This is a genomic window from Bacillus cereus group sp. BfR-BA-01331 (genome assembly GCF_022663915.1).
Lineage (GTDB): Bacteria > Bacillota > Bacilli > Bacillales > Bacillaceae_G > Bacillus_A > Bacillus_A mycoides.
On the sequence record NZ_JAKUGJ010000025.1, the window covers coordinates 25,457 to 50,940 of the forward strand.

Sequence of the window (25,484 nt, forward strand, 5' to 3'; positions counted from 1 at the left end):
CATATATTAATGCCTGCCTTTTTTGTAAATAAAATTAATATTCATACAGTTAAAAACTTAATTAGACATTATTTGAACATAGATTGCTCAATGGAGTTAAATTTTATTATTTCCAAAAAGCAATTATGAAAAATAGAATAATATATAAAAATTTTATATTTAAATATTATGATTGCCGAACTTAATTTTATTGAAAATTGAAATATTAAGTAATATTCCTATTGCTATTAAATTAACCATTAAAGAACTTCCACCAAAACTTACAAACGGAAATGGGGTACCCGTAAGAGGAAATATTCCTGTAATCCCCCCTAAATTAACAACCGATTGCATACCAATCATACACCCTATACCAATCGCTATAAAACTTCCGAATGGATCTACACATAGTTGTGCAATTTTTAAGGAGCGAAGTACTATAGTCAAAACTCCAGCCAATATAATAAATACACCAATAAATCCAAGTTCTTCAGAAATTATAGCCATTATAAAATCAGTATGTGGTTCTGGAAGATAACCTGTTTTTTGAATACTATTTCCGAATCCACGTCCAGTAATTCCTCCAGAGCCAATGGCAATAAAAGAATTTACAAGCTGATATCCTTTTCCTTGCGCATCAACAAAGGGATTGAGAATTGTAGTAATACGTGTCTTTTGAACTTCTGACAAGCTAAATTGAATTAAAAAGTATAAAAAAGGTAACCAAAAAATAGAACCAATTATAATTCTTTTAATTAATAGATTTACATTTATTCCAGAGCAAAGAAATATGCTAAAACCTATACCTAATATTAAAAGTGCAGATCCTAAGTTTGGCTGTTTATAGATTAGGAAAAAAATTGCAGCTAAAAAAAATAAAAGTTTTCCGCTACCACTCCAAATATTTTTAGCTTGTTCTTGTCGTAATGCAAAAAAATGGGCTGTTACAAGTATTGTTCCTAATTTAAGAAATTCAGCTGGCTGTATTCCAAAGATCCATGATTGAGCATTATTTACCACTTTTCCTTTCCACAAAACCATAATTAATAAAAAAATTCCTCCAACCATAATACAAATAGAGACTATTCGTTTTTTCCATATTTCATATGGGAGAATAGCGCAAACTATTAACCCTATTGTTCCTAAAAATAGCTTTGTTAATTGAGAATCAACAAAATGCCTACTGTTATAACCGTAATGTTGAACAGCAACAATGGAGCTCGCGCTATACATCATGATAATACCTAAAGTACATGTTATGAATAGAGGGAGGAGCAATAGATAATCGAGTTTTAATATTTTTTTCATTTTAATATCCTCCTGATTTACATTAACACTTAATATTACATTTGCTAATGAGTAGAATCTTGTTCTCATCAACTACTAAATAGTATTTTTGTTTTGAAAGATTCTATAGCTTACACCCTGTTTTCTTACGCAAAAATCCCCCCTAGTTACATACTAGGGGGATTTAAATTGGCATGACTAAATAAAGCTTTCCTCCCCCTAGTAGAGCTTTGGCACTATACAACGTAAAGTAATGGAAATTGATTACTTAGCTATCTTAAGAAGAGCCTTAATCCGACAATTCCTGTTCTACCCATTGGCGTCTTTCGACATTTTTGGGCAATAGCCTGTGTTTGTATAGGAGCCTCACCTAACAGGTTTAGCAATATAAATTTTATGTATTTGTTTCGTGTAGCCAGCATAATTACTTTTTTTTTGCTTGTCAAGTATACGTATCGCTAATTTTATATTCTTTATTGCTTTATAATTCTTTGAGAAATGATGTGAGAAATTGTATTTAATCGTCTCATATAGATACATATTTTCGACTTGGGGTGTATATGATTAAGTAGTTTAACCATATAAATTTGATAAACAGTAAAGAAGATTTTAGTCATATAATAAGATTTTTTGAAGAATGTTCTTTTGAAGTACGGTATGACTAATGATTCCACTTCTGTTATAAAGTTAAAAATTCATCATAAACAATAAGCTTCATATACGAGATTTCATATGTTTTATAACGTTTCTTTTAATTAAATCTATTTGAATTCTATGTTTTTTAAGTGGAATTTTAAATTTGTAATAGAATATAATTTCATTTTTCTATAAAATAATTTTTTTATGAATCGAATTGAACGTTAGTTGACAAATATTAAAATCTGGTTTAAATTTTGAAGTAATTCAATAATCTTTGTTAGGTGAGGCTCCTGTATAGAGAAACGCTGCTGCCCAAAAATGTCGAGAGACGCCAATGGGTCAACAGGAACGGTCGGATTAAGGCCCTTTTTAATGTAGCTGGTTATAAAAACCTATGCTATACAGTGCTAAAACTCAACGAGGGAGTGGTATACGATTTGATAGAAAGACAACTCTGGGACTTTAACAGAGCTGTCTTAATAATCATTTATTTGTATTGTAAAAAACCTTTACTCCTTTTTGAGTAAAGGTTTTTTTGTTTAATGTTATTTATTTTTATCTTGTCTATATTCAAAAAGGAGGTAGTTCTAAATAATAAATTGATTGCAATGTAACTATTAATGCTCTAATAAAAATTTTAGACAGATAAAATAACTCAAAACCACTCATGAAACTCTAGAGTCTCCCTTAGCAATATAAGGAGGAGTTAACATGAAGAAATTATTAAATGAATTACTTGTAACCCAAAATAATTTGGATGCAGAGAAAGTTTTACGTCATCCGTCGTATGATGTTGCGCAAGAAGTAAAACGGTTTTCAATTGAAGATCAAGTCATATTACTAGATAAGATTCCTGTATTAAAAAGCTCAAAAATTCTTCAACATTTGAGTACAGAAGAAAAATATAATATCTTAATTCACTTATCTGAAAACAAAGCTAAAAAGTTACTAGATTTACAACCGATTGATGAAACAGTAGATCTACTTCTAGCGGTTCATCCGGAAAAACAAGCTAAATTAATGGCGTATTTAAATAAAATTACAAAACATAATGTAAAAAAATTAATGGCTTTCAAACCTGAAACGGCAGGAAGTCTTGTCACAAGTGATTTTGTTGCAGTTAGAGGGAATTGGTCAGTAAAAATGACATTGAAGTACATTAGGGAGCATTCTGAAAATGTAGAATCAATATCTTATATCTATGTTCTTGATAGTCATGGTTATCTTAAGGGAATCGTTTCCATACATGAGTTATTACTAGCAGCAGATGAAGAGATATTATCTACTATCATGATTCAAGAGGTAGTTTCAGTACACGCTGAAGTTGATCAGCAAGAAGTTGTAAAAAAGCTACTGAATTATAATTTAGCAGCATTACCCGTAACAACAGCAAATAATGAAATGATTGGTATTATAACATTTGATGACGTAATGAATGTTATGGAAGCAGAAGCTACAGAAGATATCCAAAAGTTAGGCGGAAGTGAACCGTTAAATCAATCTTACTTTGAATCTAGTATTTGGAGCATTTTCTTCAAACGTCTACCATGGTTATTGCTTCTTTTTGTTGCTGAAGCATATACAGGTACAGTACTAAAGTATTTTGAAGACGAAATTGAAACAGTAGTTGCCTTAGCTTTCTTTGTACCGTTATTAGTAGGTACTGGAGGAAATACAGGAACACAGGTTGTAGCAACAATTACTCGTGCAATCGGTATTGGAGAGGTAAAATTTAAAGACATTTTCCGTGTAATGAAAAAGGAATTTGCAATTGGCATGCTTCTCGGACTTGCACTTGGGTTAGCTGGGCTCACTCGTGCTTATATGTTAGGAGTTGGAACAGAAGTTGCACAAGTTGTAGCAATCACTTTATTATTTATTGTTATTTGGGCCTCTCTTGTTGCAGCTGTTTTACCTTTGATTCTGAGAAAATTAAAATTAGATCCTGCAGTCGTTTCTGGTCCGTTTATTACAACATTTGTTGACGGAACAGGATTAGTAATTTATTTCATGGTTGCAAAAACGTTATTAAATTTGTAAATATACACTGAAATAAATACGAAATGTAGAATAAGTATTTTGCTTTGCTTGCCAAGACACAGTGGGGAACTCGGGAATGAGGGAAACAAACACTTTTGTCTTTAGGCAAATAATATCTTAAAAGATTCATTGAATGTAATTAATGCCGGAGGAGAAACCTATGAAACATCTAAGAAAAATCTTCAAACGAATTTTGCTTCTTTTGTCTATTTTCATGCTTATTGGCATAGGAATATTATTTGGTACTAACTATGGCCGAGATCTTCGTGTAACAATTGCTGGAAGTATACTAACTTCTCAGCATCCACAATATGCGAAATATACATTCCTATCCCAAAAGGAACTAGATAAACTGCAAGATAGAATTAATCATCCAAAATGGTCAAATAGTGATGAGGCCATTTATAAAAAAATAGCAGGAAAAAGATTAGAAGAATTAAAAAATCAGCCATTAGAAATTGATGTAGAAACAATTAAAAGTAATAAAGATAGTCGTTTTCTTTTCGAAGGAAAGTTAATTACCATTAGCAATCCCTTCAATGTTAAACTTGTTAGCCATCAAGGGACACAGGGTGATCAAAGAGGAGAAAAAATTAGCGTAATGGCAAAACGTAATACTGCACTTGTTGCTGTGAATGCAAGTGGATTTGCTGATGAAACAGGAAGGGGTGGAGGAAATATTGCAACTGGAATAGTAATACAAAATGGGAAAGCAATTGATACAAATATAGATAAAAATACCCCTACAATTATTACGGGCTTAACAAAGTTTGGACAAATGATAACAGGGAATTATTCTACCCAACAACTTTTGGATAAACAAGTCGTTTCAGCAGCAGGATTTATGCCACAGTTAATTGTAAATGGAGAAAAAATGATCACAGAAGGAGACGGTGGTTGGGGTTCTGCCCCACGAAGTATTATGGCCCAAAAAGAGGACGGCACAATAATGTTTCTAGTGATAGACGGTAGGCAGACACATAGCATAGGAGCTACGTTAAAAGAGTGTCAAGATATTCTATATGAAAAAGGAGCCATAAATGCAATGGCTATGGATGGAGGTTCTTCTGCTACGCTATATTTAGGAGGAAAGGTTATAAATTCACCTTCTACATTATCCCATGAAGATCGTTATTTACCGAATGCTTGGATGGTAACAGCAAACCAAAAACAAGAAATAAGAGTGACAATAGATGGGGAAAAAATAGATACTAAAAAATCAGATGAATTTGATGCGAACATTTCAACGAATTTATAAATTATTAAAAATGGTACAAATACATGATTTTTATTCCATTCGTTGGCAGATTCAAATTATCTTTAAGACTTAGAAATCCTTATTTCATATTCATGATTGGCACAATTAAACCAGCTATAAGAGCTGGTTCTTTTTTGTAATTCAATCTGTGACTCACTTTCGGTAGCTGTCATTTATTTTTAGAAAAGCTGTTTGGCGGGGAATTTACTACAAGTATTGAAAGTTTAGAAGTTGGCTATTGATAAAGTAAAGTGATTTGTTGTTGTTGTTGTTGTTTTTAAAATGGTAGATGATGAGAAAATTGATGCCAGAGAGCTTTGCAATATCAAATCACACGCCCAGTTTGCAGCTACTGCCTTTTTAATTAAAAAATAGTTATAAATAAATAATCAGAGGCGCCTGATCTTTCCTCATGAAAAGATCAAAAAAGCCCTCAAAGATTTGGAGAGAGAAGGAGTGAACCGACTGTTCACTCCTTTCTTTTATTATTCCTTACTGAAATTTTCCAAGAACTTTCTGGCCAATGAGGACATGTAACGGTCCTTAATCCAGATTGCCGCGATCCTGGTCTGGAGGGAAGGACTGTCGATTTCCTTATAGATCAGACTACTGTGGTTCGCCAGCTCAAACGCGGATTTCGGGATAATTCCGATTCCGAGGCCGGCATTGGCCCATAGTAGGGTGGTACGTGCATCATCATTTTTACAGAATAGGTTTGGCTCGAAGCCGGCTTTCTGACAAGTCTCGCGAATCAGCTGTTCGAATCGGCGGTAAATGACCAGAGGGCGCTCGTGCAGCTCTTCGATTCGGATTGCATCCTGCCCGCTGCTCCAATCCAGCTCCGGGGTCATCACGGCGATCATCGGCTCGTTTTCCGCACATTTGTATCCCATCCCCGCATTATGAAAGGGAGTTCTGACGATTCCCAGTTCGATGACCCCACTCTGTAGCAATTCAATGACCCTGAACGTGTTTCCCTCATGGATTTCAAATTTGATCCCGGTGTAAGCCTTGTGAAATTCGGATAATCTATCCTTTAATAACGTTGCTCCAGAGGAGGAAACCGTTCCAATTGCCAATGTTCCCTTCAATCCTTTGGCAAAGTCACTGACCTCTCTTGACGTCGAATCTGTTAAATCTACAATTTGCTGCGCTCTGCGGCGCAGCATCTCCCCGGCGTCCGTGAGTCGGATACTGCGTGCACCGCGCTCTACCAGCTTTACGCCAAGCTCCTCCTCCAACAGCTTAAGCTGCTGGCTGAGCGGGGGTTGAGCCATTTGCAGTTTTTTGGCGGCCGAGGTAATCTGGCCTTCTTCCGCAATCATCAGGAAGTATTTCAATTGCCTAATGTCCATAAGGTTCTCCTTTTGAATTGCCATATTAATTTCATATAGATTAAATACTAAACAAATATTATTAATATGGAAGATGTTATGTTATTTTTTAATCATATCCGGTAAATAAAATTCGTCAAACCTTTTGAATTGCATTAAATTGAATATTTTAGTCCAATTTCAGAATGGCCGATTTTTAGTACTGAGAAATTTGGATGAAGCTAGGCTATGAGGAGCGGAGCGTATATAGTTTGTACGTGAGCGCCGAAATGCCCAGGTTAATTCAAGATTCGATATCGAAATCACTTCATAATCAAAAGCGACCTTATAACAATTATGATGGGGATGATACTTTGTTTAGACTCACAACATTTTTAAAACCTTACAAGAAGGAAAGTATTCTTGGTCCTTTCTTTAAGCTGGTGGAAGCAATTTTCGAGCTTCTTCTGCCGACGATTGTGGCCCTGATTGTGAACCATGGAATAGACAGGCATGATATCGCTTATGTATGGAAGATGGGTGGTTTAATGGTCGTCATGTCGATATTGGGGTTCGGTAGCTCACTGATTTGTCAATATTATGCAGCCCGGGCATCACAGGGGTTCGGTACAACACTGCGTAATACGCTGTTCCGGCATATCTCGACGCTGTCTTATACTGAGATTGACCGCTTTGGGACACCATCATTGATCAACCGTATCACAAATGATGTCAATCAGCTCCAGATTGCAGTAGCGATGCTGATTCGGCTTGTGATTCGTGCCCCGTTCATTTGCATTGGTGCAATCATTATGTCGATGCTGCTTGATTTTAGACTATCGCTTGTTCTGATTGCGGCGACACCAGTGTTTGCTATTATTCTATATTTAATAATTACCAAAACAGCACCTATGTATCGGTTATACCAGAAAAAGTTGGACAGAATCGCACTAGTATTGAGCGAAAATTTGACGGGAGTTCGCGTCATCCGTGCGTTCGCCAAGAGACAGGCAGAGAAGGTGAGATTTAGCGAGGCTTCCGACGACATTACGGCCACTGCAATCCGAGTAGGGCGGGTGTCTGCGCTGCTTAATCCGGCAACGACGGTTGTTGTCAACGGAGTAATTATAGCTATTCTATGGATTGGTGGTTTCCATATTAATGCGGGGACATTATCTTCTGGCGAGGTCATCGCCTTTATTAACTACGTAACGCAAATTTTGCTCGCTTTGATTGTCGTGTCGAATCTGATTATTATTTTTACCAAGGCAGCGTCCTCAGCATCACGGATCAATGAGGTGTTCGAAACCGTTCCTTCCATCGCTGACCTTGTGCCTGAGGAGCAAAAACAGTCTGCAGCGAAAATAGAAGACAAGAAGGATGGTCCTGCTGTTACATTTAATCATGTTTCCTTCGGATATAGTACAACGAGTGAACCGGCACTGACAGATATATCGGTGGAGATAAAACGTGGCGAGACTGTGGGAATTATCGGTGGTACTGGTTCAGGCAAATCTACATTTGTGAACTTGATTCCGAGATTTTATGACGCTACCTCCGGACAAATACTCGTCAACGGAATTGATGTAAGGGATTATAGTCTACATGAGCTACGCGGCGAGATCGGGATCGTTCCGCAGAAGGCACTGCTCTTCACAGGGACGATTGCCGATAATATCCGCTGGGGCAACGAATTAGCTTCGGATCAAGAGGTCAAACGGGCAGCTATCATTGCCCAGGCTGATGAATTCATAACGAAAATGCCAGAAGGCTATAACACTCTGGTGTCAAGGGGCGGACTTAATTTGTCGGGTGGGCAGAAGCAGCGCTTAACAATCGCCAGGGCAATTGTCGCCAGTCCCGATATTCTCATCCTTGATGATTCTTCGAGTGCACTTGATTTTTCCACAGATGTGGCGTTAAGAAGGTCGATCCGGGAAAACAGCCAGGGAATTACGGTATTCATCGTCTCGCAGCGGGTTAGCACCGTGCAGCAGGCGGATAAAATCATCGTCATCGAAGACGGACGGATTGCTGGCATCGGCACCAATGCTGAACTCAAGCGAGATTGTAGTGTCTATCAAGATATTTGCCGCTCACAGTTCGCTAATGAGGAGGTAGGACAACAATGAACATGAAGCAAACATGGGGAAGACTACTAATTTATACAGGAAAATATAAAAGGTATACAATCTGGGCCTTCATTAGTGCGATTATTAGCGTAGCTTCCAGCTTGATCGGTCCATTTATGATTGGGATTACGATCGACCATATGGTCGGCAAGGGTGCTGTTGAGTTCGCGGACATATTCAGACTGCTTATACAGCTTAGTCTGGTGTATCTCATCGGAGGCTTGTTCGGTTGGCTGTTGACATATCTTACGAATCGACTTGCTAATCAAACAGTAAATGATTTGCGCAGCGAAATGTTCGACAGGCTGAATGTACTGCCACTGAAATATCATGATAATCATCCGCAAGGGGACAGCATCAGCCGATTCGTAAACGATATGGATGCCATATCGGACGGGTTGCTGCAGGGATTCTCCACATTATTAACCGGTGTTGTTACAATCATCGGGGCGATCGCGTTCATGTTGTATACGAATCCGCTCATGACCATCGTCGTGCTGTTATCTGCACCAGTGACTTTCTTCGTAGCGCGGTTCATCACGATGCGCTCTCAGCAGTTATTTCGTGATCAGGCCCGTATATTGGGTGGGCTGAATGGCTATGTCGAGGAGATGATCGGCGGGCAGAAGGTTGTTCAGGCCTTCCGTTATGAAGACCACTCTTTTGCGGAGTTTACAGCGCGAAATGATGAATTGTATCACACCGGGGTAAAATCACAATTCGTCAGCTCTCTGTCAAATCCATCCACCCGTTTCGTGAACAATGTTACCTTCTCAATCATCGCCTTAATTGGGAGTATTATGGTCATTATGTCTAGAATATCGGTCGGGGGACTATCGAGCTTCCTGATTTATGCCAATCTGTTCGCTAAACCGTTCAACGAGATTACCGGAATAATTACACAGTTGCAATCAGCTACGGCCTCGGCACAACGTATCTTCCAGGTACTTGATAAATCGGCGGAGTCACCGGACGTTGAAGATGCAGTTCATATCCCAGCTAAGCAGGGGACGATTACATTCCATCATGTGAAGTTCGCTTACCAGCCTGACCGCCCCCTTATTACCGATTTGAACCTAGTTGTCGAACCAGGAACACGTTTCGCAATCGTGGGACAGACGGGTGCTGGCAAGACAACGTTAGTGAATCTGTTAATGCGATTCTATGATGTTAATGCCGGCGAGATTGCGATAGATGGTATTAACATTAACGATATGGACCGTGACAGCTTACGCCATACCTTTGGGATGGTGCTACAGGATACTTGGCTGTTTGGCGGGACAATTCATGACAATATCGCCTACGGGAAACCGAATGCTAGCCAGGAGGAGGTTATTGCTGCCGCTAAGGCAGCTAACGCCCACAGCTTCATCAAGCGGCTGCCGCAGGGCTATAATACAATAATCAATGGCTCCGGTGACAGCCTATCCCAGGGACAGAAACAGCTATTGACGATCGCTCGGGTTATGTTGGTTGATCCGCCTATGCTAATTCTCGACGAAGCAACGAGCAGCATTGATACGCTTACGGAGATTCGTATCCAGGCGGCGTTCCTGAAGATGATGGAAGGCAGAACGAGCTTCGTTATCGCCCACCGTTTGTCGACAATCCGTGAGGCAGATATGATCCTCTACATGAAGGACGGGGATGTCGTCGAGAGCGGCAGTCATGAGCAGCTGCTGGAGCGCAGCGGCTACTACGCCAATCTGTATAACAGCCAATTCGCGGCTGTTAATGGTTAGTAGACCACCATTCCAAAAGTGGGCACAATACGTGGACAGGGTCTTGGCCTAACTAATCTCCATCATATGATAACTATAGTTATCATATGTATTAGAGGATAGTGCAACATCAAAAATTAACCCTGATACAGTGTAGTCATATTGTATCAGGGTTTGTATTATTTTATAAAAAACATAATATATTCAGTTGAATAAACTTTGTTGTAATGAGTAATAAGAGTAATCAATGTGTCTCAGTAAAAACACCTATTGCTTTCTTTAACTTATTATTTCTCCCTTCTTTCCATTCGGAAGAAAAGGAGGTAATATAACAAGGAATTATTGTTTGAACTTTTAAAAGAAATTGCCAGAGCAGTTGTGCGTGAGCTTTCAGCCTACGTATTAAGAAAGCAACTGCAAAAAAGGACAGCAAAAAAAACCAAGCTTCACTGTAGGAAGCTAATCGCCAAAAACGCAGGAATTGAATTTGATAATATTAATAAAGTTGTTAAAAAATATTATGGCACATACAGAATAAAGTCTGTTGCTCAGCTATCATAAAGACGTATATATACTAGGTGAATTGGAATTTAAGATATACTTAATATCAGTAATTCATGTAATTAGGAGTGATTTCTATATTTAAGGAAAATGCAAAAAGGATACTCCTGTCATTAGTAACAAATCCAATACTAATAATTGTATACGGGATTTTTTGTTATGAGTTAGCCTTATACTGTAAGTACGGAAGAATGAATTATAATATTTATATTAACTGCGAGCCAATTTAGCAAAGTCTATGCAGAGATGAAAAAATATGAAGGTAAACCATATAAATATGGTGGAAATAGTCCTAAAACTGGATTTGATTGTTCAGGATTAATGCAATGGGGATATGGAACACAAGGGATTAAATTACCGCGTACATCACAATATCAATATAATCAAACAATACGCGTTGAAAAAAAGGCTCTTCAACCAGGAGATTTAGTTTTCTTTAAAGGAACGGTCGCGGGCAAATCAGGTATTACTCATGTTGGTATGTATATTGGTAATAACAAGTTTTATAATGCTAGTAATTCCGGAGTAGGTGAAGCTAGCTTAGATAGTACGTATTGGAGTAAATATATTGCAGGATATGGTCGAATCAAATAAAAAATGGATTATAAGGTTCCAGAAAAAGAACTGAAGTCAATTTTGACTTCAGTTCTTTTTGATTAATTAATGTCCTCGGACAACAAAAGTACTAATCACTCGGCCATTGTAAGTTTCCTCATATTTATTTCCCTCTGTGATTGGCATAGGGAAAACAACCGAAAAAGACGGTCAATATTGAACCGTCTTCTAAGAAATAAAATGCAAATGTACATTCATATATGACAGCTAAAAACCATATAGAAAACTATGTGCCATACGGAATGAAATACCAATATGTTTTAACAGCATTTCTCTTTCATAGCTTTCATCATAGACATAGTAGAAGTCATCATTTCATCACATTCATGCATTGTATTCATCATAGCTTTATCCATGTTTACATTCATTTGCATCATGTTGTTCATCATCATCTTCATACACTTCATTTCACACATCATTTTTTCCATAGACATCATCATATTTGTTGTACCTACCATCATTGTTTTTTCCATTTTAACATCCTCCTACATTTTTAATTTTTTTATCTAGCAATTATAAACATTCTTTTTCTTTTTACAAATACCTCCAAATTTCTTCCTAGATAGATATTGATAAATAATTTCTAGTTATGATAAAGAAAAATATTATAAAAAGAATAATCTTTTTCATGTAAAAAGCTTCCTTAACGTACAATTTTCTTTTTTTGATATGGTGACCCCTTAATGGAAACTGTATTGTGTGTTTTGGATAGATTTCTTGCGAAATATGTACCTAGAGCAGTATTTCAATTTAAATGTGATACGATAGTTATATATTCGTTTTGCTAGTAAAAGGGGAGGAGTGTCGATGAAAAACCACATAAAAGTAAATGGAAAAATCCTTCAAACAAATAAAAAATGGTCACATCTCAAGCAAAGACAACATATTTCTAATTGGTTACGTAGAGAATATACACAGTTTGTAAAAACACATTATAGAAAACCTAGAAAGTATGAACATGATGAGATTCTTCATGAAGTGATGAATCAAATACAGGAACGTGAAATTTGGATTCCTAATGGTGAAGTAAAAAGATATTATCTAAGCAAAATAGGAAAATGGTTTAGAAAAATAGAAAGCGAATGGGAATCACAAATATCCAACAGTGAAAAGCAGCAGGTATTAGAAGAAAAGTAAATCCAAACAAACCAGGGGGCGCATTTCATGTTTAATTTACAAGAAGATATGTATGAACAATTGAAAGAGAAAAAAGGGGAAGTTACTGTATTTTTAAAGAATGGCGTTCCAGTGCGTGGGCAGATCCTTGCAACGGATAAATTTACCGTTCTTATGATGGTTCAGAGTAAACAACAACTAGTCTACAAGCAAGCTATTTCCACAATTGCTATGTAAAAATAGTGTCTTCTTAATAATTAACAAAAGAGAACAGGAGTCAAAATTGACTCCTGTTCTCTTAAAATTTTGAAAGTATTATCTCATAAAATATAGCGACCCCTAATATAGGATTTATGTCATTTGGGTATCGAGACCTCATATAGATCTTGCAACATTAAATTTATATTTCATCTCCAAAACCTTTGTAAAGGTGTGGATAATCCATGTTTCCTTAACCATCTTTTACTATATATTTGTAATAAATCAGCTTTTGTTAATTTCTCTTTTTCTTCAATTGTCCAACGTAATGCTTCGAGTCCTGCTACCGATAATGAGATGTTATGTTAACCTCACGTGAATACGGTATACATTGATTTTCACTTTTGAATTTTACATAAACTAAAAAAGCTAATTTATATAAAATTAGCTTTTTTTAAATCATTATTAGAAACATTCCTAAACTTATAAGTAGTAAAGATCCCCCAAGTTGAATAACCCAAAATGGTATAACCATTGTTTTTATAGTTGTACCATATTTGGAAAATCTGAAACAAAGACTTTTATAAATATTATAACCACCAATAATAATTAAAAATATACCAACTATGTAAGCAAATAGGTTCATATTTTAATTCCCCTTATTTTGTTTAATAAAATTATAGTTTATCACCAAATTAACATAAATTGTAATTGAAAAGAAGATGTTAAACTATCGAGAAATATATTTGAATTATTTACTTCCGTTTTCGATAATTATGTAAATAAGCTGTCCATATGGACAGCTTATTGTATTTTTGGCTTAACGTGGTTTTTTTCCGAAATGCTGGCGGTACGCCAGAAAGATAAACACATTTAAAAACATTGTAGAATTTATGACAATTAACAGTAGATTTCTTAATTTCTATATATCTTTTTATCTTAAATATGACATTAACAAAAAAAATTAACATATTTCTAGATGCATATATCTAATAAAACGTAAAAAACTAGTTAATTTTATCCGATAGCGACTAATTAAATGGAATGTTGAGTATTTTCTGCCAATTGGATATATTAATAGCATAATGCTAAATCTATTAAGAGAGGTGGAATATTGATGAAATCATATAAAAAAATGGCTGTAATGATGCCATTCGCATGTATGTTAAGTATAGGAGTAGTAAGTATGCCTACTACTTCTTTTGCAGATGCTACAAAAAGTACAATATTAAATGTTAATACAAAGAGTGATAATGTTTATAATGAAGATAAGTTTATACAAGATATAAAAGATAGAATGACTCAAGAAGGTACTGCAGCTAATCCAAATACTGCAACTAAATATGTATCTAAGCCCGAATATCATACTGATGTTAATAACTTAGATATAACAGCACATTTTGATAGTTGGGGACCTACACAACAAATAGAACTACTATCATACAAAAATGATGGATTAGTAGACCAAACATGGTATTCTCCTGAAAAAAGTATCAAAACAACAGAGTCTTTTACCTATTCAAACCAAGAAGGGGCTAAATTAGGGGTATCTTCAAAATCAACGTTAGCAGTTAAAATTCCTTTTGTTGCTGAAGGCGGTCAAGAGATCACACTTTCATCTGAATTTAATTATACTCATACAAGTTCTAACACATCTACTCATGAAGAACAAATTATATTTAAATCACAGCCTGTAATTTGTAAGGCTGGTTATACCACAACATATTTTGGTATAGTGAAAGCCGCTAATTTCTCAGGAACATTTAAAACGAAATCAAAAGTTCATGTTCCGAAACTATCCTACTATGATCAAAATGGATATGGATGGACGTGGCAGGAATCACGTCCTAATTTTTACAATTCAAAAGTGTATTCTTTACTTACGAATGGTTCAAAACCAACACCATCATATTTAAACTTTGAATCTTATGTACAACCAGATAATAAAAATATACAAATACCAGTAGTAGATATTCAATCTGAGTTTAGCGGTGAAGGTGGTCATTATTCTGAGATATATGTTAAAGCAACTCCAATAGATGCACCAAATAAATCTATTACACTACCCCTTAAAGAATATCAAAATAGAGTAGCCAAAGGATTACCATTATAATAAGAACTAAATTTATATATTTTTCTGTAAAGAGATATAAAAAAAGATTATTATTATGGAGTTTTAATTTATGTATGAAAAGTTTATTCAGAATACTCAATACGCAAAATATCTCTTACAAATATATAATGTAAATTCTCTTCTATCTCAATTATCTTGTGCACCAGAGCTACAATCTTTTATATTTTGTTATTTCCTGTTGCAGAATCCTTGTTATAAGGATTCTTTTTTTGTATCAAAAATCTACAAAGAAAAAAGATAAGATCGGGAACACAATCTTATCTTTAGCACAAGGAGTAAACAAAGGGAATAACCATCATATTTTTATTATAATTTATTTTTTTTTTGTTAATTTTTAATATTATAACCATAATTAACAAGTATATCTATATTAAGAAATTTATTACAAAATTAGTTATAAAATGATTCAAAACTCCAATGTAAACTTTTAGCCATTAGTATACATTCAAAATATTGATTTAACGGTTCTGGTACAAAAACTTTGAAGTATATGAAAATAATCTATCAAACTTGGAAATACTAATAGTACTACTCTATAAAAGGTGTGTGACCAGTATGGAAAAGGAGAATTTATTTAAGTGGAAACATTATCAACCAGACATCATCTTGTTAACTGTACGTTGGTACCTACGGTACAACTTAAGCTTTCGTGATTTGGTGGAAATGATGGAGGAACGAGGGTTATTCCTGGCTCATACAACTATTATGCGATGGGTACATCAATATGAGCCAGAGTTTGATAAACGAATTCGACGTCATCTCAAACAAACGAATAACTCATGGAGAGTGGACGAAACATATATAAAAGTAAAAGGACAATGGATGTATTTATATCGTGCCGTTGATTCTGAAGGAAACACGATTGACTTTTATTTGAGTAAATCTAGAAATCATAAGGCTGCAAAGCGATTCCTCAAGAAAGCCTTGCGGTCTTTTCATGTCTCAAAACCTCGTATCATCACGGTTGATAAGAACCCTGCTTATCCAATTGCTATCGAACAGTTGAAGAAAGAAAAAAGGATACCAATAGGCACCAAAATCCGAAGGATAAAATATTTAAATAACATAGTAGAACAAGATCATCGGTTTATTAAAAACGAGTTCGTTCGATGTTAGGATTGAAATCCTTTCGCACAGCAACATCCATTATTTCTGGAATAGAAGCTATGCATATGGTAAAAAAAGGGCAACTTGTTTTATTGGACAAGTCTGTCCAAAATCAAGTGAAGTTCATCCATCAACTATTTGGAATTGCTTCTTAAGACTAGATTCCACTAAGGAAACTTTTCGCCTCTTTATATCTTTCCTAAGTATTTGCACCAGAACCGAAACGAAAGTGTACAAATAAGTTAACGTATATTAATGGGGGGCTCATTAATTAACCATATACCATCTTTTTGAGTCATTTCAAAATATTTATTATTAAAAAAAGACGGTAGTTTTATACGCGCATAGTATTTTCCAGTTTCTATAGATTTATTTGCAAATTTAAAAGCAAATAAAATTTCTTTTTGAGCACTTGCATTTTTTAAAAACATTTTCTTATCTTCTTCATCATGAAGAGTTGTATAAAAGTGATAAGTGGTTTCGTAATGCTCTTGATGAATAGAATATAAAAACAATCTAACGATAGTTTTTGGATCTTTATCTTTTAATATATAGATATCTTTTTTTTTGTGAAATTGATTATATAATTTTTGTTCTTGTTGATTTAATTCTTCTAGGTAAGGTGAAGGGTACATAAACCAAAACAAACAGCTAATACAAAGTAATCCTATAACTCCTGTTAAAATACTTTTTTTAATCATTTCTATATACTCCTTTTTTTCAAAGAAACGGTGCCATTTAAGGAAATAAAAAAGCTATTTCAAAGAAATAGCTTTTTTATACACACAATTTTTTAGTAATTAAAATATTGTAACTTTTCATTTTGAAATTTCTTTTTCAATTCATTATAGGGAATCAATTTAATAAATTGCAAATCACTTTTTTTAGATGCGTTTGGATTATCACATATAACAGTAACATCCCTGTTTTCTGACATGCGCACTTTAAACATATTAGATATTTCTAATTTTGTTTTTTTATACTCATTATTATTTATATGATACGCAAAAATCTTTTGATCTGTTGTTTGAAAAATCATATAATCTTTTGATGCGCTTACTAATCCAATACTATTTGATTGTTCTCCAGTAATATCGTCTTTTAAAAACGGCACTACATTTTTTGACTCCATATCTAAAATATAATATGACTCTGGCAATTGTTTTTCTGGAGAAGAAAAACTAGTATAGAAAATTTTATTTCCAACAATCCTAGGCTTCATTATATATTTTTGTGGAATTTCATAAGTATTAACTTGCTCGTTTTTAAGATTATAAGTGTATACAGTTGTTTGTTCTCCATTAGAATTTGAATAAACTAATTGATTATTATTCATATGAATAGTTGTACTATAAGTATTATAGGATTCTAATGTAGCTATTTGTTTTTTTGTATTAGTTTCTAAATCATAAAGTACTATAGTTCCGATACCATTCTCATCATCAATATCCATCCAAGATACATAATGATCATAAAGAAATGGATCTAGTATTTTTTTTGTTGTATAGATGTTAGATTGTTGATTATTAATTAAATTTTTTACATAGAGAACAGAATTTGTCCCAAAAGAGTCTGTATCAATCCATAATAACCATTTTTCATTAGCCTGAACACCTTGAACATTTGCATCTTTTATTTGAGAATGAAAGACAGTTTCTTCTTTTTTGTTAGAAAGGTTATAAGCAATAAGCTTATTAGGCATTCCTGACATACTCTTATCATCAACAGGTAGATATAATTTATTTTTAGAATTAGAAGGCATATAAAATGTCTCATAGTTTATTTTTAATTCAGAATAGGTGTTACTTTTATCTTGTTTATTTGCTGTTGATTGAGTAGGGGCAGTTTGATTGCAGGAAACTAAGACTCCCCAACATAAAAAGAGAACTGGAATTATTTTGATACTTCTTACCATACTAATGTCGGGTTAGCACCAGCAGCACTTTGAACTGCTTTTCCTACACCATATCCAGTCATATTGTAATCGCCAATCTTTTCCCAATATTCCCCTCCTAAATTATAACCATTTTTATCTTTTTTATGATTAGGGTCTACTACGTGCATTGTTCCATCTGCTCCATCATATCCATTTATTGCAACATAATGTCTGTAATTTTTCTCAGCATCCTTATAGCGCCACATATATTGTGTATTTGTTAAGACAATAGGCATGTTAGTCCGTTGCGATAGTTTAGATTTAATAAATACTTCTAATTCTTTGATGCTGCTTGGAGTTGAAGCTCCATAAGGACTATCAGCAAAATCATAATCTTGTTTATATAAGTTTAATCCCCATGCTAAGTTAGCAGAGTTAGTACCAGCTGAGGTTGTACCCATCACAGAAGCGAGATGATTTTGCGTTGGCAAAGTGAAATCAGAGCCACTATCTCTTTTATGAAAACTTAAAACTTCCTGTCCTGATGCTGGTCCACAATAATACCAATCGCTTTGCTCAAAATGTGTAGCATTTAAATAGTACTTTTCATTTGGTTGTCGTAGTCTATTCATTTTTTGTTTTTTCTTTTCTTGTTCCCAGGCTTTTTCTGCTTTTTCTTTTCCAATTTCAATTATTTTTTTCCCCTCATCTGTCTCTAAAAATGTTGCATCTAGCGAAGCGCCTGTGTTTTCTGTTTGACTAGGAGTAATATTTTCATCTGCAAGACTGACGTTAGAAGGAAGTAAAAAACTTATTGCTAAAACACTCATACTTAATCCTTTAATAATTGGTTTCATATCGAATCTCCTTAATTCATAATCTTATAATATTCTAGAATGAATGGTATATTATAGCAATTTATATTCCTTAAATATGTATAATTGCATATTTAAGGAATATAAAAAACTGACCCCTATTTATGAGGCCAGTTTACATTTTCAAAATTTTATATGTTTATTTTGATAATTCTTTAGATATACGTTGTATATCTGCTTTAATTTTAGTTTTTTCTTGAACAGTCAAAGCATTAAATTTTTGTTTCTCTGCAGTAGGATTAAAAGGCTTCACCGGTGGAGGAGGTGGATCTTGGGGATTCGGAAGCAATTTGTTATCCCATAAAATAACCCCATATGCTCTACCTGCTTCATCATTTTCTTGATCAAAATAATTATCAGCCCATCCTTTTAATTCCTCGCTATACCACATTTGGTAAGCTCCTTCAATATCAGCTAATAGTTCAATTGGTATTGTTCCAGCTCTTGCTACATAACCAAAGTGAATATTTCCTAAGTCTTCACCTTTCATCAAGTAGCCATTGTAAATGAACTGTTTTTTTCTTCCGAATTTTGTTTTATAATCCCATTCACCACCAGGCTTTACTTTTTCGGCAAATGCCAATCCAACACTCCAAGGATAAGTGCCTTCTTCTTTAGCCTCTTCAGCAGCATATGCCATGATTAAGGCATTTCTCTTTAAAATATAAGAGAAGCTTGAAGTCATTTCATTTGATGGTATTGTTTGAGCAGATACAAAGCCACCATCGGATAAATAAAACGAGAATAATAAACACAAAATAAGTGATGCTTTTTTCCACATATACATGGACCCCCTTTTTTATTTGTCTATATATTTATAATGCAATTCTTTTAATATGTAAATTTTTATATAGAAAAATTATTTCACTTTTTCTAAATATTGTTATATCATATTCGAGAATTGCAAAACATATAGAAAAGGAGTTTTAGTATGTGTAAAGTATCTAAGAAAAGTTATACTGTTTTAACCTTTTTATTTTTACTCTTCCTTGCTACAACAAGTGTTAGTGCTGAAGAGAATGGGGATGTAAACACTGTCCCCGTAGAGAAAGCAACGCAGCAAGCGAAAAATTATTTTAATATTATTCAAAATAATTCTAATACAGATTGGAAGGAAAGTACGCTAGTATTAGATCGAAAATTATATGATGAAAATAAAAAATTAACTGCGTATCTATTTGTTTTACAAAAAGAAAATCAGGACAACGGGTTTATAATTGTGAGTGGAAAAGAAAAACTTCCAGGTGTAATAGAATCCACAAGAAAAGGTGCAAATCCATACAAAGAAGTAGATAGAGAAAATAGTATTTATGTAGGTCCAATTTCGTATTTGCAAAAATCGAATACAGAAGATTCTTTTATAGATTTGAATACTAAAAAATCAGTATCAAAGAAAAAATTAGAAGAAATAAATATATTTACGAATGCAAAGAACACTACTTCTAATAGCGGGAATATAAATAAAGTTAATGGGTTAACTCGCTCCGCAAATGCTCCATATTATAATCATAAGTATATACCGAACGTGCCAGACTACGACTGGACACATGGATGTTTACCTACAGCTTATGCAAATGTTACAACTTATTGGTTAAATAATGGATTTCCACGTTTGAAAAATAACCAAGCAGATTATGAAACTTATATTATTGATACCTTACCTAAATTAATGAAAACAGATGCTGAGGGCAATACATTTGGAAATAATGGTATCGCTGGTGCGAAAGAATATTGGGAGAAAACAGGTAAATATTCTGTTTCTATCAAAGAATATAAGAACAAACCTGCAAACCCAGCCGTCTTTGAAGAATATAAGAAAGAGATAGATAAAAATAGACCAGCTATTATTACAACTCAAACCCACCCTATTTATAAAAATCATGCTGTAACAGGTGTAGGATATGAAGAGATTTTTGATCCTGCAGAAAGAGTTTGGCATCGTTCAGCAATTGTACATGATGAATGGGTTTCTACTCCGCAAGATCATTATCTTGTTTGGACTCCGGATATTGATAATTTTTATGCTGTTATTCCAGGTGCTGATATTTCATCTAGTAATAATGTTTACAAAGAAAAAACTAGCCAAGTTCATTATAATTGGGGTTTAGGTGCACCAGAAGGACAAAAGAATGATGAATTTTCGGCTAAATTTGATCAATCACAACATTTAGAAGCAGGGGATTATTTTATGCAAACTCTTGCCGATGATTATGTTAAAGTAAATTTTGATGACAAGAATATTATTGATGGATGGAATAACGATTCAATTGGACAAATCAAACGTGCGCTACTGCCAAAGTTAGCAGCAGGGGAGCATAAAATAGATACAGATTTTCATGAATTAACAGGAAATGCAGGCATATTCTCTGATGTAGTTCCATTTGATCATTGGTTGGCTTATTATTATCCAAATAAGAATTTACAAGGGCTTCCTGTAGATGCTAAAGTAATTGCACCATTTGGGCAGCAGCAAAAACTTGCAGAAGATAATGGCGAAGGCGCTCCAACTTTGAAAGTACCTAAGGATAATTTTTCTGCGCGCTATACCACGGTAAAGCGTCTACCTAGAGGTGAATATATTATTCGTGGAAAAGCTGATGATGGTCTTCGAGTTTATATTGATGGCAAAATTGTTATAGATCGTTGGCATGGAAGTGGTGGATTTGTAGAAGATGCTCGAAAGGTAATTATTGATGACAATACAGGTGCAACAATCCTTGGAAAGTCTGCAGAAAAAGATGTTCACCTTATTGAAGTACAATATTTAGAAGAAGGTGGCGGAAGTAAAGTAGAATTTGGTATGGAGCCATATGCTGATGCTGTTCCATTCCCACATTGGACAGCAGAATATTATGCCAATAAGGATTTAAAGGGTGATGCCATAGTAAAAGGAGGAAAATGGTCATTAGATAGATTTATTAATATTGATTTTAACTGGGGTAACGCTTCTCCATACCCAAGCATTCCTAATGATAATTTTTCTGCTCGTTTTACAAAATTAGGTCTATTTGAGAATGGAAATTACGAATTTGAAGCCAAGGCTGATGATGGTGTAAGAGTATATGTTGATGATAAACGAGTAATCGATTCTTGGATTCCTAGTGGGGGTGAGATTCGAAAAGTTACAGTACCGATGACTGCGGGTGTACATAAAATCACAGTTGAATACTTAGAATTAGCAGGTAATGCTATTTTAAAGATAGATTATAGAAAAGTAAATTAGTGTACCCAAAGTTATAATAAATGTAGAGGAAAAGCTAGTTCTTATTAGAGGAACTAGCTTTTTTATATAGTATTTATGGTGAAAAGCGGTACATTAATTAAAATATGTAATTCTGCATATTTTAATTAATGTATTGTTAGAATATACCATTTAGATTAAGATTGATTTGAAAGATGCGCACCTTTCATAATTTGTAAATTGGAATATTTTTTCTGATATAATAAAAAACAAAATTTTTAAGGCGGGATTAAAAATGAAAAAGAAAGCAATTACTTTAGCACTTTCAGCTATGTTGGGGATTGGAGCACTAGTACCTATTGCAGCTTCTGCTGCAGAAAGCTTTGATACTGGTTTTGATCAAAATAAAATGGAGCATTTCGCTATATATTATCATTCTGGTTTAACACATGCCGCTGGAATCACAAAAAATGGCCGTCCTTATAAGAGTGCAGTTGCACCAGCTGGTTATAAAGCGGCTTTACATTTAGCTTTTACTGGGCCATATGCTGTAACTTACCAAAAATATGTTTATTAATTAAATATATTGATATTGTGGGGATTTATATAAAATATAAATCCCCTTAAAATGTTTTTTAAGGTGGGATTTATATGATTTATATAAAGAATATGGATAAGAGTTTTAACAATAAAATGCTTTTTAAAAATTTTAATTTAGAAGTAAAAACAGGAGAATTTATTGGGATATACGGAAAAAGTGGTAAAGGGAAGACAACACTTTTAAATATTATTGGTATGTTAGAAAGTCCAGATGCTGGCGAAATTAAAGTATTAGGCAGGGAAACAAATTCCAAGAAGACAAAAAGAGACTTATTAAGATATGATATAGGATTTATATTTCAAAACTATGCATTAGTAGATAACGAGTCCGTAAATAGTAATCTAGAAATTGCTATTAAACATAAAAAACTGAATAAAAAGCAGAAAAAAGATGCAATGTGCTCAGTACTAAAGGAAGTGGATCTTACAAACTATGGTGAAGAGAAGGTTCATACTTTAAGTGGAGGGGAACAGCAGCGTGTCGCAATCGCTAGACTACTACTTAAAAACCCAACGCTCATTTTAGCAGATGAACCAACTGGCTCATTGGATAGTGAGAATCGTGATATTATTACTTCACTTTTTCAAAAGTTACATCAGCAAGGAAAAACAATTATTGTAGTAACTCATGATACATCTTTATCTCATCTGTTTTCAAGAATCATTCAATTATAAGAGAAAGGTTTTATTATGAAAAAATTAATATTTGTTCTTAGTTTTATTACTTTTACAATTGTGAGTTTTTTATCAATTAAACAATTTGAATACTTGGAGTTTCAAGCTTTTAATTATGATGTTAACTATTCTCAGGAAAATTTTGATTTAGAAATAAAAGAAGGAAATCCTCAAAAGGATAAAATTGAAAATTTTGAAATTTTATCAAAAATTGCAATGCAAGCTAAGGTTAATCTGCAAAGGACTTCGCACGAAATTGCAACAAATAAACAAGAAAAAATCGTGTATTACGTAGCATTGTATGATTACAATCAATATTTTAAGCAGCTAAAATTAAAAACAGGGAAATTCTTGAATTCAAATAGTAATCCTGATACATTCCTTTCTACTATACAAACTAATAATAAAAATCAAATTGGTCAGATAGAGATTTTTCATAATTTTAATCCAATAGAAATTCGGCCAATGATTGCAGCAGCATCAATTAAAGATATTAGAGGCACATATAATTTAAACAATTCAGAAAATATTAAGCTATTTAAACAAATGGCCGAGAATAATGGATTTTCAATAAAAATAACAAAGAAAGAATCAATATCTGTTTTTACAGAGTATCCGTATCAGACCATGATCTATACAACAAGTTTTGTTTTGTGTTTATTATTATTATTGGCTATGTCTTATGACGTTATGAACAATTACAAGGCTATTGCCATTCAATATATGCACGGAGATAGTTTTTTACAAATCGGGTTATATTTACTTAGGAGGTATGTAAATGTCATTTTAGGTTCATTCCTTCTGGCTAGCATGAGTTTATTAATATATCTTCATTACTACAATCAATATCAGCAAATAGTACCTTTTCTAAGTTTTTGGATAAAAAACATCTCTCTATTATTCTTAATCATACTTATAATTATAATCATCACTTGGCTTGGTAGTAAAAACATACATATATCTCAAATGATTAAGAATAAAAAACCAATAAAACTATTTTTTTATTCTAATCTCGGGATTCGATTTATATTAGCTGTATTCTTAATTCTTGCACTGCAACAAGGAATTAGCACTTTTAGTGAATTAAAAAGAACAATAACACAACAAGAAAAATGGAAATTGATGAAAGATTATGCATCACTAGGAATGGAAGTAGGGGCTGGAGATAGATTCGATATCAAAAATGAAGATAACTTGAATCGATTCAAGAATTTATATAAAGAATTAGAGGATCAGGGAGCCATATACATTGCTCCGTCCTATTATTATTTCAATCAAAAGGATAATGAATTAAATCCCAATCCTTGGGGGATAGAAGGAAAACAAATCGTTATCAATAAAAATTATTTATCGCTAAATCCTATATATGGAATTGATTATAATAAGGTACAGTTACCAAAACCTAATAAATCTGAAATAACAGTTTTAGTGCCTAAAAGATATGAAGAATATCAAGAAGATATAAAAACAACAGTAAAAAAAGATTATTCCATGATGCTAAATCATGAAAATCCTAACTCAGTACAAATAAAGATACTATATGTAAAAAATGAACAATCTTATTTTACATTTACTACTCAAATGGCTGTAGATACGAATCATCAAATTATCGATCCAATAGTGGTGATTTTGACGCATGAGTTTGAGCCAATGTATACATCTAGTTCAATTGCCATGGGTTATGGTTACTATACAAAGAATGTAGCTAATGAGTTTCCTTTTAAGAAAACAAAAGAAACAATTGAAAAGTATAATTTTGATAATATTTGGAGTCCTGTATCTATTGCATATTCCCTTGTAGAGCAAAAGATATCAAATGATACAGAAAAACTTCAATTAACTATAATTAGTTGTACATTATTTTTAGTGCTCTCTGCTGTGTTACTTTTCTTTTCTGCTATATATTATTTAGAAATGTTTAAACAAGTACTCGCATTACAATGGGTTTTTGGATACAGTTTTTTTGAAAAGCATAATGTTGTTTATCTCGCTTTATTGGTATTTTGGCAGTTTTCCTTTATGGTTTGTTTTTTCCTTTCTAATAATAGATGGTTATTATTTAAGATTAGTTTAGGTTTGGCAATTTGTGATATTTTATTAATGAGCATTTTATTGATTGCAAAAGAACGCAAAATTACCAAGTTAACGTTACTAGGAAAGTAAGTTAAATATAGTAA

19 protein-coding genes, 2 pseudogenes and 2 riboswitches are annotated in these 25,484 nt (G+C 33.7%); of the genes and pseudogenes, 14 read left to right on the top strand and 7 right to left on the bottom strand.

Annotated elements, in window-relative coordinates:
* Positions 1-159: 159 nt before the first annotated feature.
* On the bottom strand, positions 160-1,287 hold the full coding sequence (locus tag MR155_RS26315) for an FtsW/RodA/SpoVE family cell cycle protein (protein ID WP_242311526.1): 1,128 nt from the start codon (positions 1,285-1,287) through the stop codon (positions 160-162).
* 187 nt (positions 1,288-1,474) lie between these two features.
* Positions 1,475-1,651: riboswitch (M-box (ykoK) riboswitch) on the bottom strand.
* Between the two features lie 520 nt (positions 1,652-2,171).
* A riboswitch (M-box (ykoK) riboswitch) is annotated at positions 2,172-2,339 on the top strand.
* Between the two features lie 277 nt (positions 2,340-2,616).
* Here MR155_RS26315 and mgtE point away from each other — a divergent pair.
* Entirely contained in the window at positions 2,617-3,945 is a 1,329-nt protein-coding gene (gene mgtE, locus MR155_RS26320; protein WP_242311528.1) for a magnesium transporter, read from the top strand.
* A 160-nt stretch (positions 3,946-4,105) separates the two neighbouring features.
* Positions 4,106-5,203 (top strand): phosphodiester glycosidase family protein, encoded by a 1,098-nt coding sequence (locus tag MR155_RS26325; RefSeq protein WP_242311529.1) that lies wholly within the window; start codon positions 4,106-4,108, stop codon positions 5,201-5,203.
* Positions 5,204-5,688: 485 nt separating this feature from the next.
* Here the strand turns inward: MR155_RS26325 and MR155_RS26330 are convergent, their stop codons facing one another.
* Positions 5,689-6,558 (bottom strand): LysR family transcriptional regulator, encoded by an 870-nt coding sequence (locus MR155_RS26330; protein WP_113937244.1) that lies wholly within the window; start codon positions 6,556-6,558, stop codon positions 5,689-5,691.
* A 332-nt stretch (positions 6,559-6,890) separates the two neighbouring features.
* Here MR155_RS26330 and MR155_RS26335 point away from each other — a divergent pair, with 332 nt between their 5' ends.
* The 4 genes and pseudogenes from MR155_RS26335 to MR155_RS26350 form a co-directional block, all read left to right on the top strand.
* A complete protein-coding gene (locus MR155_RS26335; RefSeq protein WP_242311530.1) occupies positions 6,891-8,648 on the top strand; it encodes an ABC transporter ATP-binding protein in 1,758 nt (585 codons plus the stop codon).
* The gene (locus MR155_RS26340) at positions 8,645-10,390 is read left to right on the top strand and encodes an ABC transporter ATP-binding protein (protein ID WP_242311531.1); all 1,746 of its coding nucleotides are present in this window, start codon (positions 8,645-8,647) and stop codon (positions 10,388-10,390) included. Before MR155_RS26335 ends, MR155_RS26340 begins: the two co-directional genes overlap by 4 nt.
* Positions 10,391-10,711: 321 nt before the next feature.
* Entirely contained in the window at positions 10,712-10,930 is a 219-nt protein-coding gene (locus tag MR155_RS26345) for a hypothetical protein (RefSeq protein WP_113937247.1), read from the top strand.
* Between the two features lie 210 nt (positions 10,931-11,140).
* A pseudogene (locus MR155_RS26350) lies at positions 11,141-11,524 on the top strand (C40 family peptidase); the annotation flags it as partial.
* Between the two features lie 281 nt (positions 11,525-11,805).
* Here the strand turns inward: MR155_RS26350 and MR155_RS26355 are convergent.
* Positions 11,806-12,018: a hypothetical protein gene (locus tag MR155_RS26355; RefSeq protein WP_086390030.1), complete on the bottom strand. Its 213-nt coding sequence runs from the start codon at positions 12,016-12,018 to the stop codon at positions 11,806-11,808.
* Between the two features lie 334 nt (positions 12,019-12,352).
* Here MR155_RS26355 and MR155_RS26360 point away from each other — a divergent pair, with 334 nt between their 5' ends.
* The 4 genes and pseudogenes from MR155_RS26360 to MR155_RS26375 all read left to right on the top strand — a co-directional run bounded on the left by MR155_RS26360 (position 12,353) and on the right by MR155_RS26375 (position 16,255).
* Entirely contained in the window at positions 12,353-12,682 is a 330-nt protein-coding gene (locus MR155_RS26360) for a transposase (RefSeq protein WP_242311533.1), read from the top strand.
* Between the two features lie 27 nt (positions 12,683-12,709).
* Entirely contained in the window at positions 12,710-12,898 is a 189-nt protein-coding gene (gene hfq, locus MR155_RS26365; protein ID WP_113937249.1) for an RNA chaperone Hfq, read from the top strand.
* Positions 12,899-13,976: 1,078 nt separating this feature from the next.
* Positions 13,977-14,972 carry an ETX/MTX2 family pore-forming toxin gene (locus MR155_RS26370; protein WP_242311534.1) on the top strand — a complete coding sequence of 332 codons (996 nt, stop codon included), beginning with the start codon at positions 13,977-13,979 and terminating at the stop codon, positions 14,970-14,972.
* 576 nt (positions 14,973-15,548) lie between these two features.
* Positions 15,549-16,255 (top strand): annotated as a pseudogene (locus MR155_RS26375) (IS6 family transposase).
* Between the two features lie 87 nt (positions 16,256-16,342).
* On the opposite strand, the gene MR155_RS26380 reads toward MR155_RS26375, so the two are convergent.
* From MR155_RS26380 to MR155_RS26395, 4 genes are all read right to left on the bottom strand, one after another.
* Positions 16,343-16,801, bottom strand: coding sequence for a hypothetical protein (locus MR155_RS26380; RefSeq protein WP_242311535.1), 459 nt, complete (start codon positions 16,799-16,801; stop codon positions 16,343-16,345).
* A 92-nt stretch (positions 16,802-16,893) separates the two neighbouring features.
* Positions 16,894-18,015: a hypothetical protein gene (locus MR155_RS26385; RefSeq protein WP_242311537.1), complete on the bottom strand. Its 1,122-nt coding sequence runs from the start codon at positions 18,013-18,015 to the stop codon at positions 16,894-16,896.
* Entirely contained in the window at positions 18,009-18,833 is an 825-nt protein-coding gene (locus MR155_RS26390; RefSeq protein ID WP_242311538.1) for a C39 family peptidase, read from the bottom strand. Before MR155_RS26390 ends, MR155_RS26385 begins: the two co-directional genes overlap by 7 nt.
* A 157-nt stretch (positions 18,834-18,990) precedes the next feature.
* Entirely contained in the window at positions 18,991-19,632 is a 642-nt protein-coding gene (locus tag MR155_RS26395; protein ID WP_242311539.1) for a polymorphic toxin type 44 domain-containing protein, read from the bottom strand.
* A 150-nt stretch (positions 19,633-19,782) separates the two neighbouring features.
* On the opposite strand from MR155_RS26395, the gene MR155_RS26400 reads away from it, so the two are divergent.
* The 4 genes from MR155_RS26400 to MR155_RS26415 all read left to right on the top strand — a co-directional run bounded on the left by MR155_RS26400 (position 19,783) and on the right by MR155_RS26415 (position 25,470).
* The gene (locus MR155_RS26400; RefSeq protein ID WP_242311540.1) at positions 19,783-22,074 is read left to right on the top strand and encodes a PA14 domain-containing protein; all 2,292 of its coding nucleotides are present in this window, start codon (positions 19,783-19,785) and stop codon (positions 22,072-22,074) included.
* Between the two features lie 253 nt (positions 22,075-22,327).
* Positions 22,328-22,609 (top strand): hypothetical protein, encoded by a 282-nt coding sequence (locus tag MR155_RS26405; protein ID WP_242311541.1) that lies wholly within the window; start codon positions 22,328-22,330, stop codon positions 22,607-22,609.
* A 74-nt stretch (positions 22,610-22,683) separates the two neighbouring features.
* Positions 22,684-23,307, top strand: coding sequence for a putative bacteriocin export ABC transporter (locus MR155_RS26410; RefSeq protein WP_242311542.1), 624 nt, complete (start codon positions 22,684-22,686; stop codon positions 23,305-23,307).
* 15 nt (positions 23,308-23,322) lie between these two features.
* On the top strand, positions 23,323-25,470 hold the full coding sequence (locus MR155_RS26415) for a DUF1430 domain-containing protein (RefSeq protein WP_242311543.1): 2,148 nt from the start codon (positions 23,323-23,325) through the stop codon (positions 25,468-25,470).
* Positions 25,471-25,484: the final 14 nt, after the last annotated feature.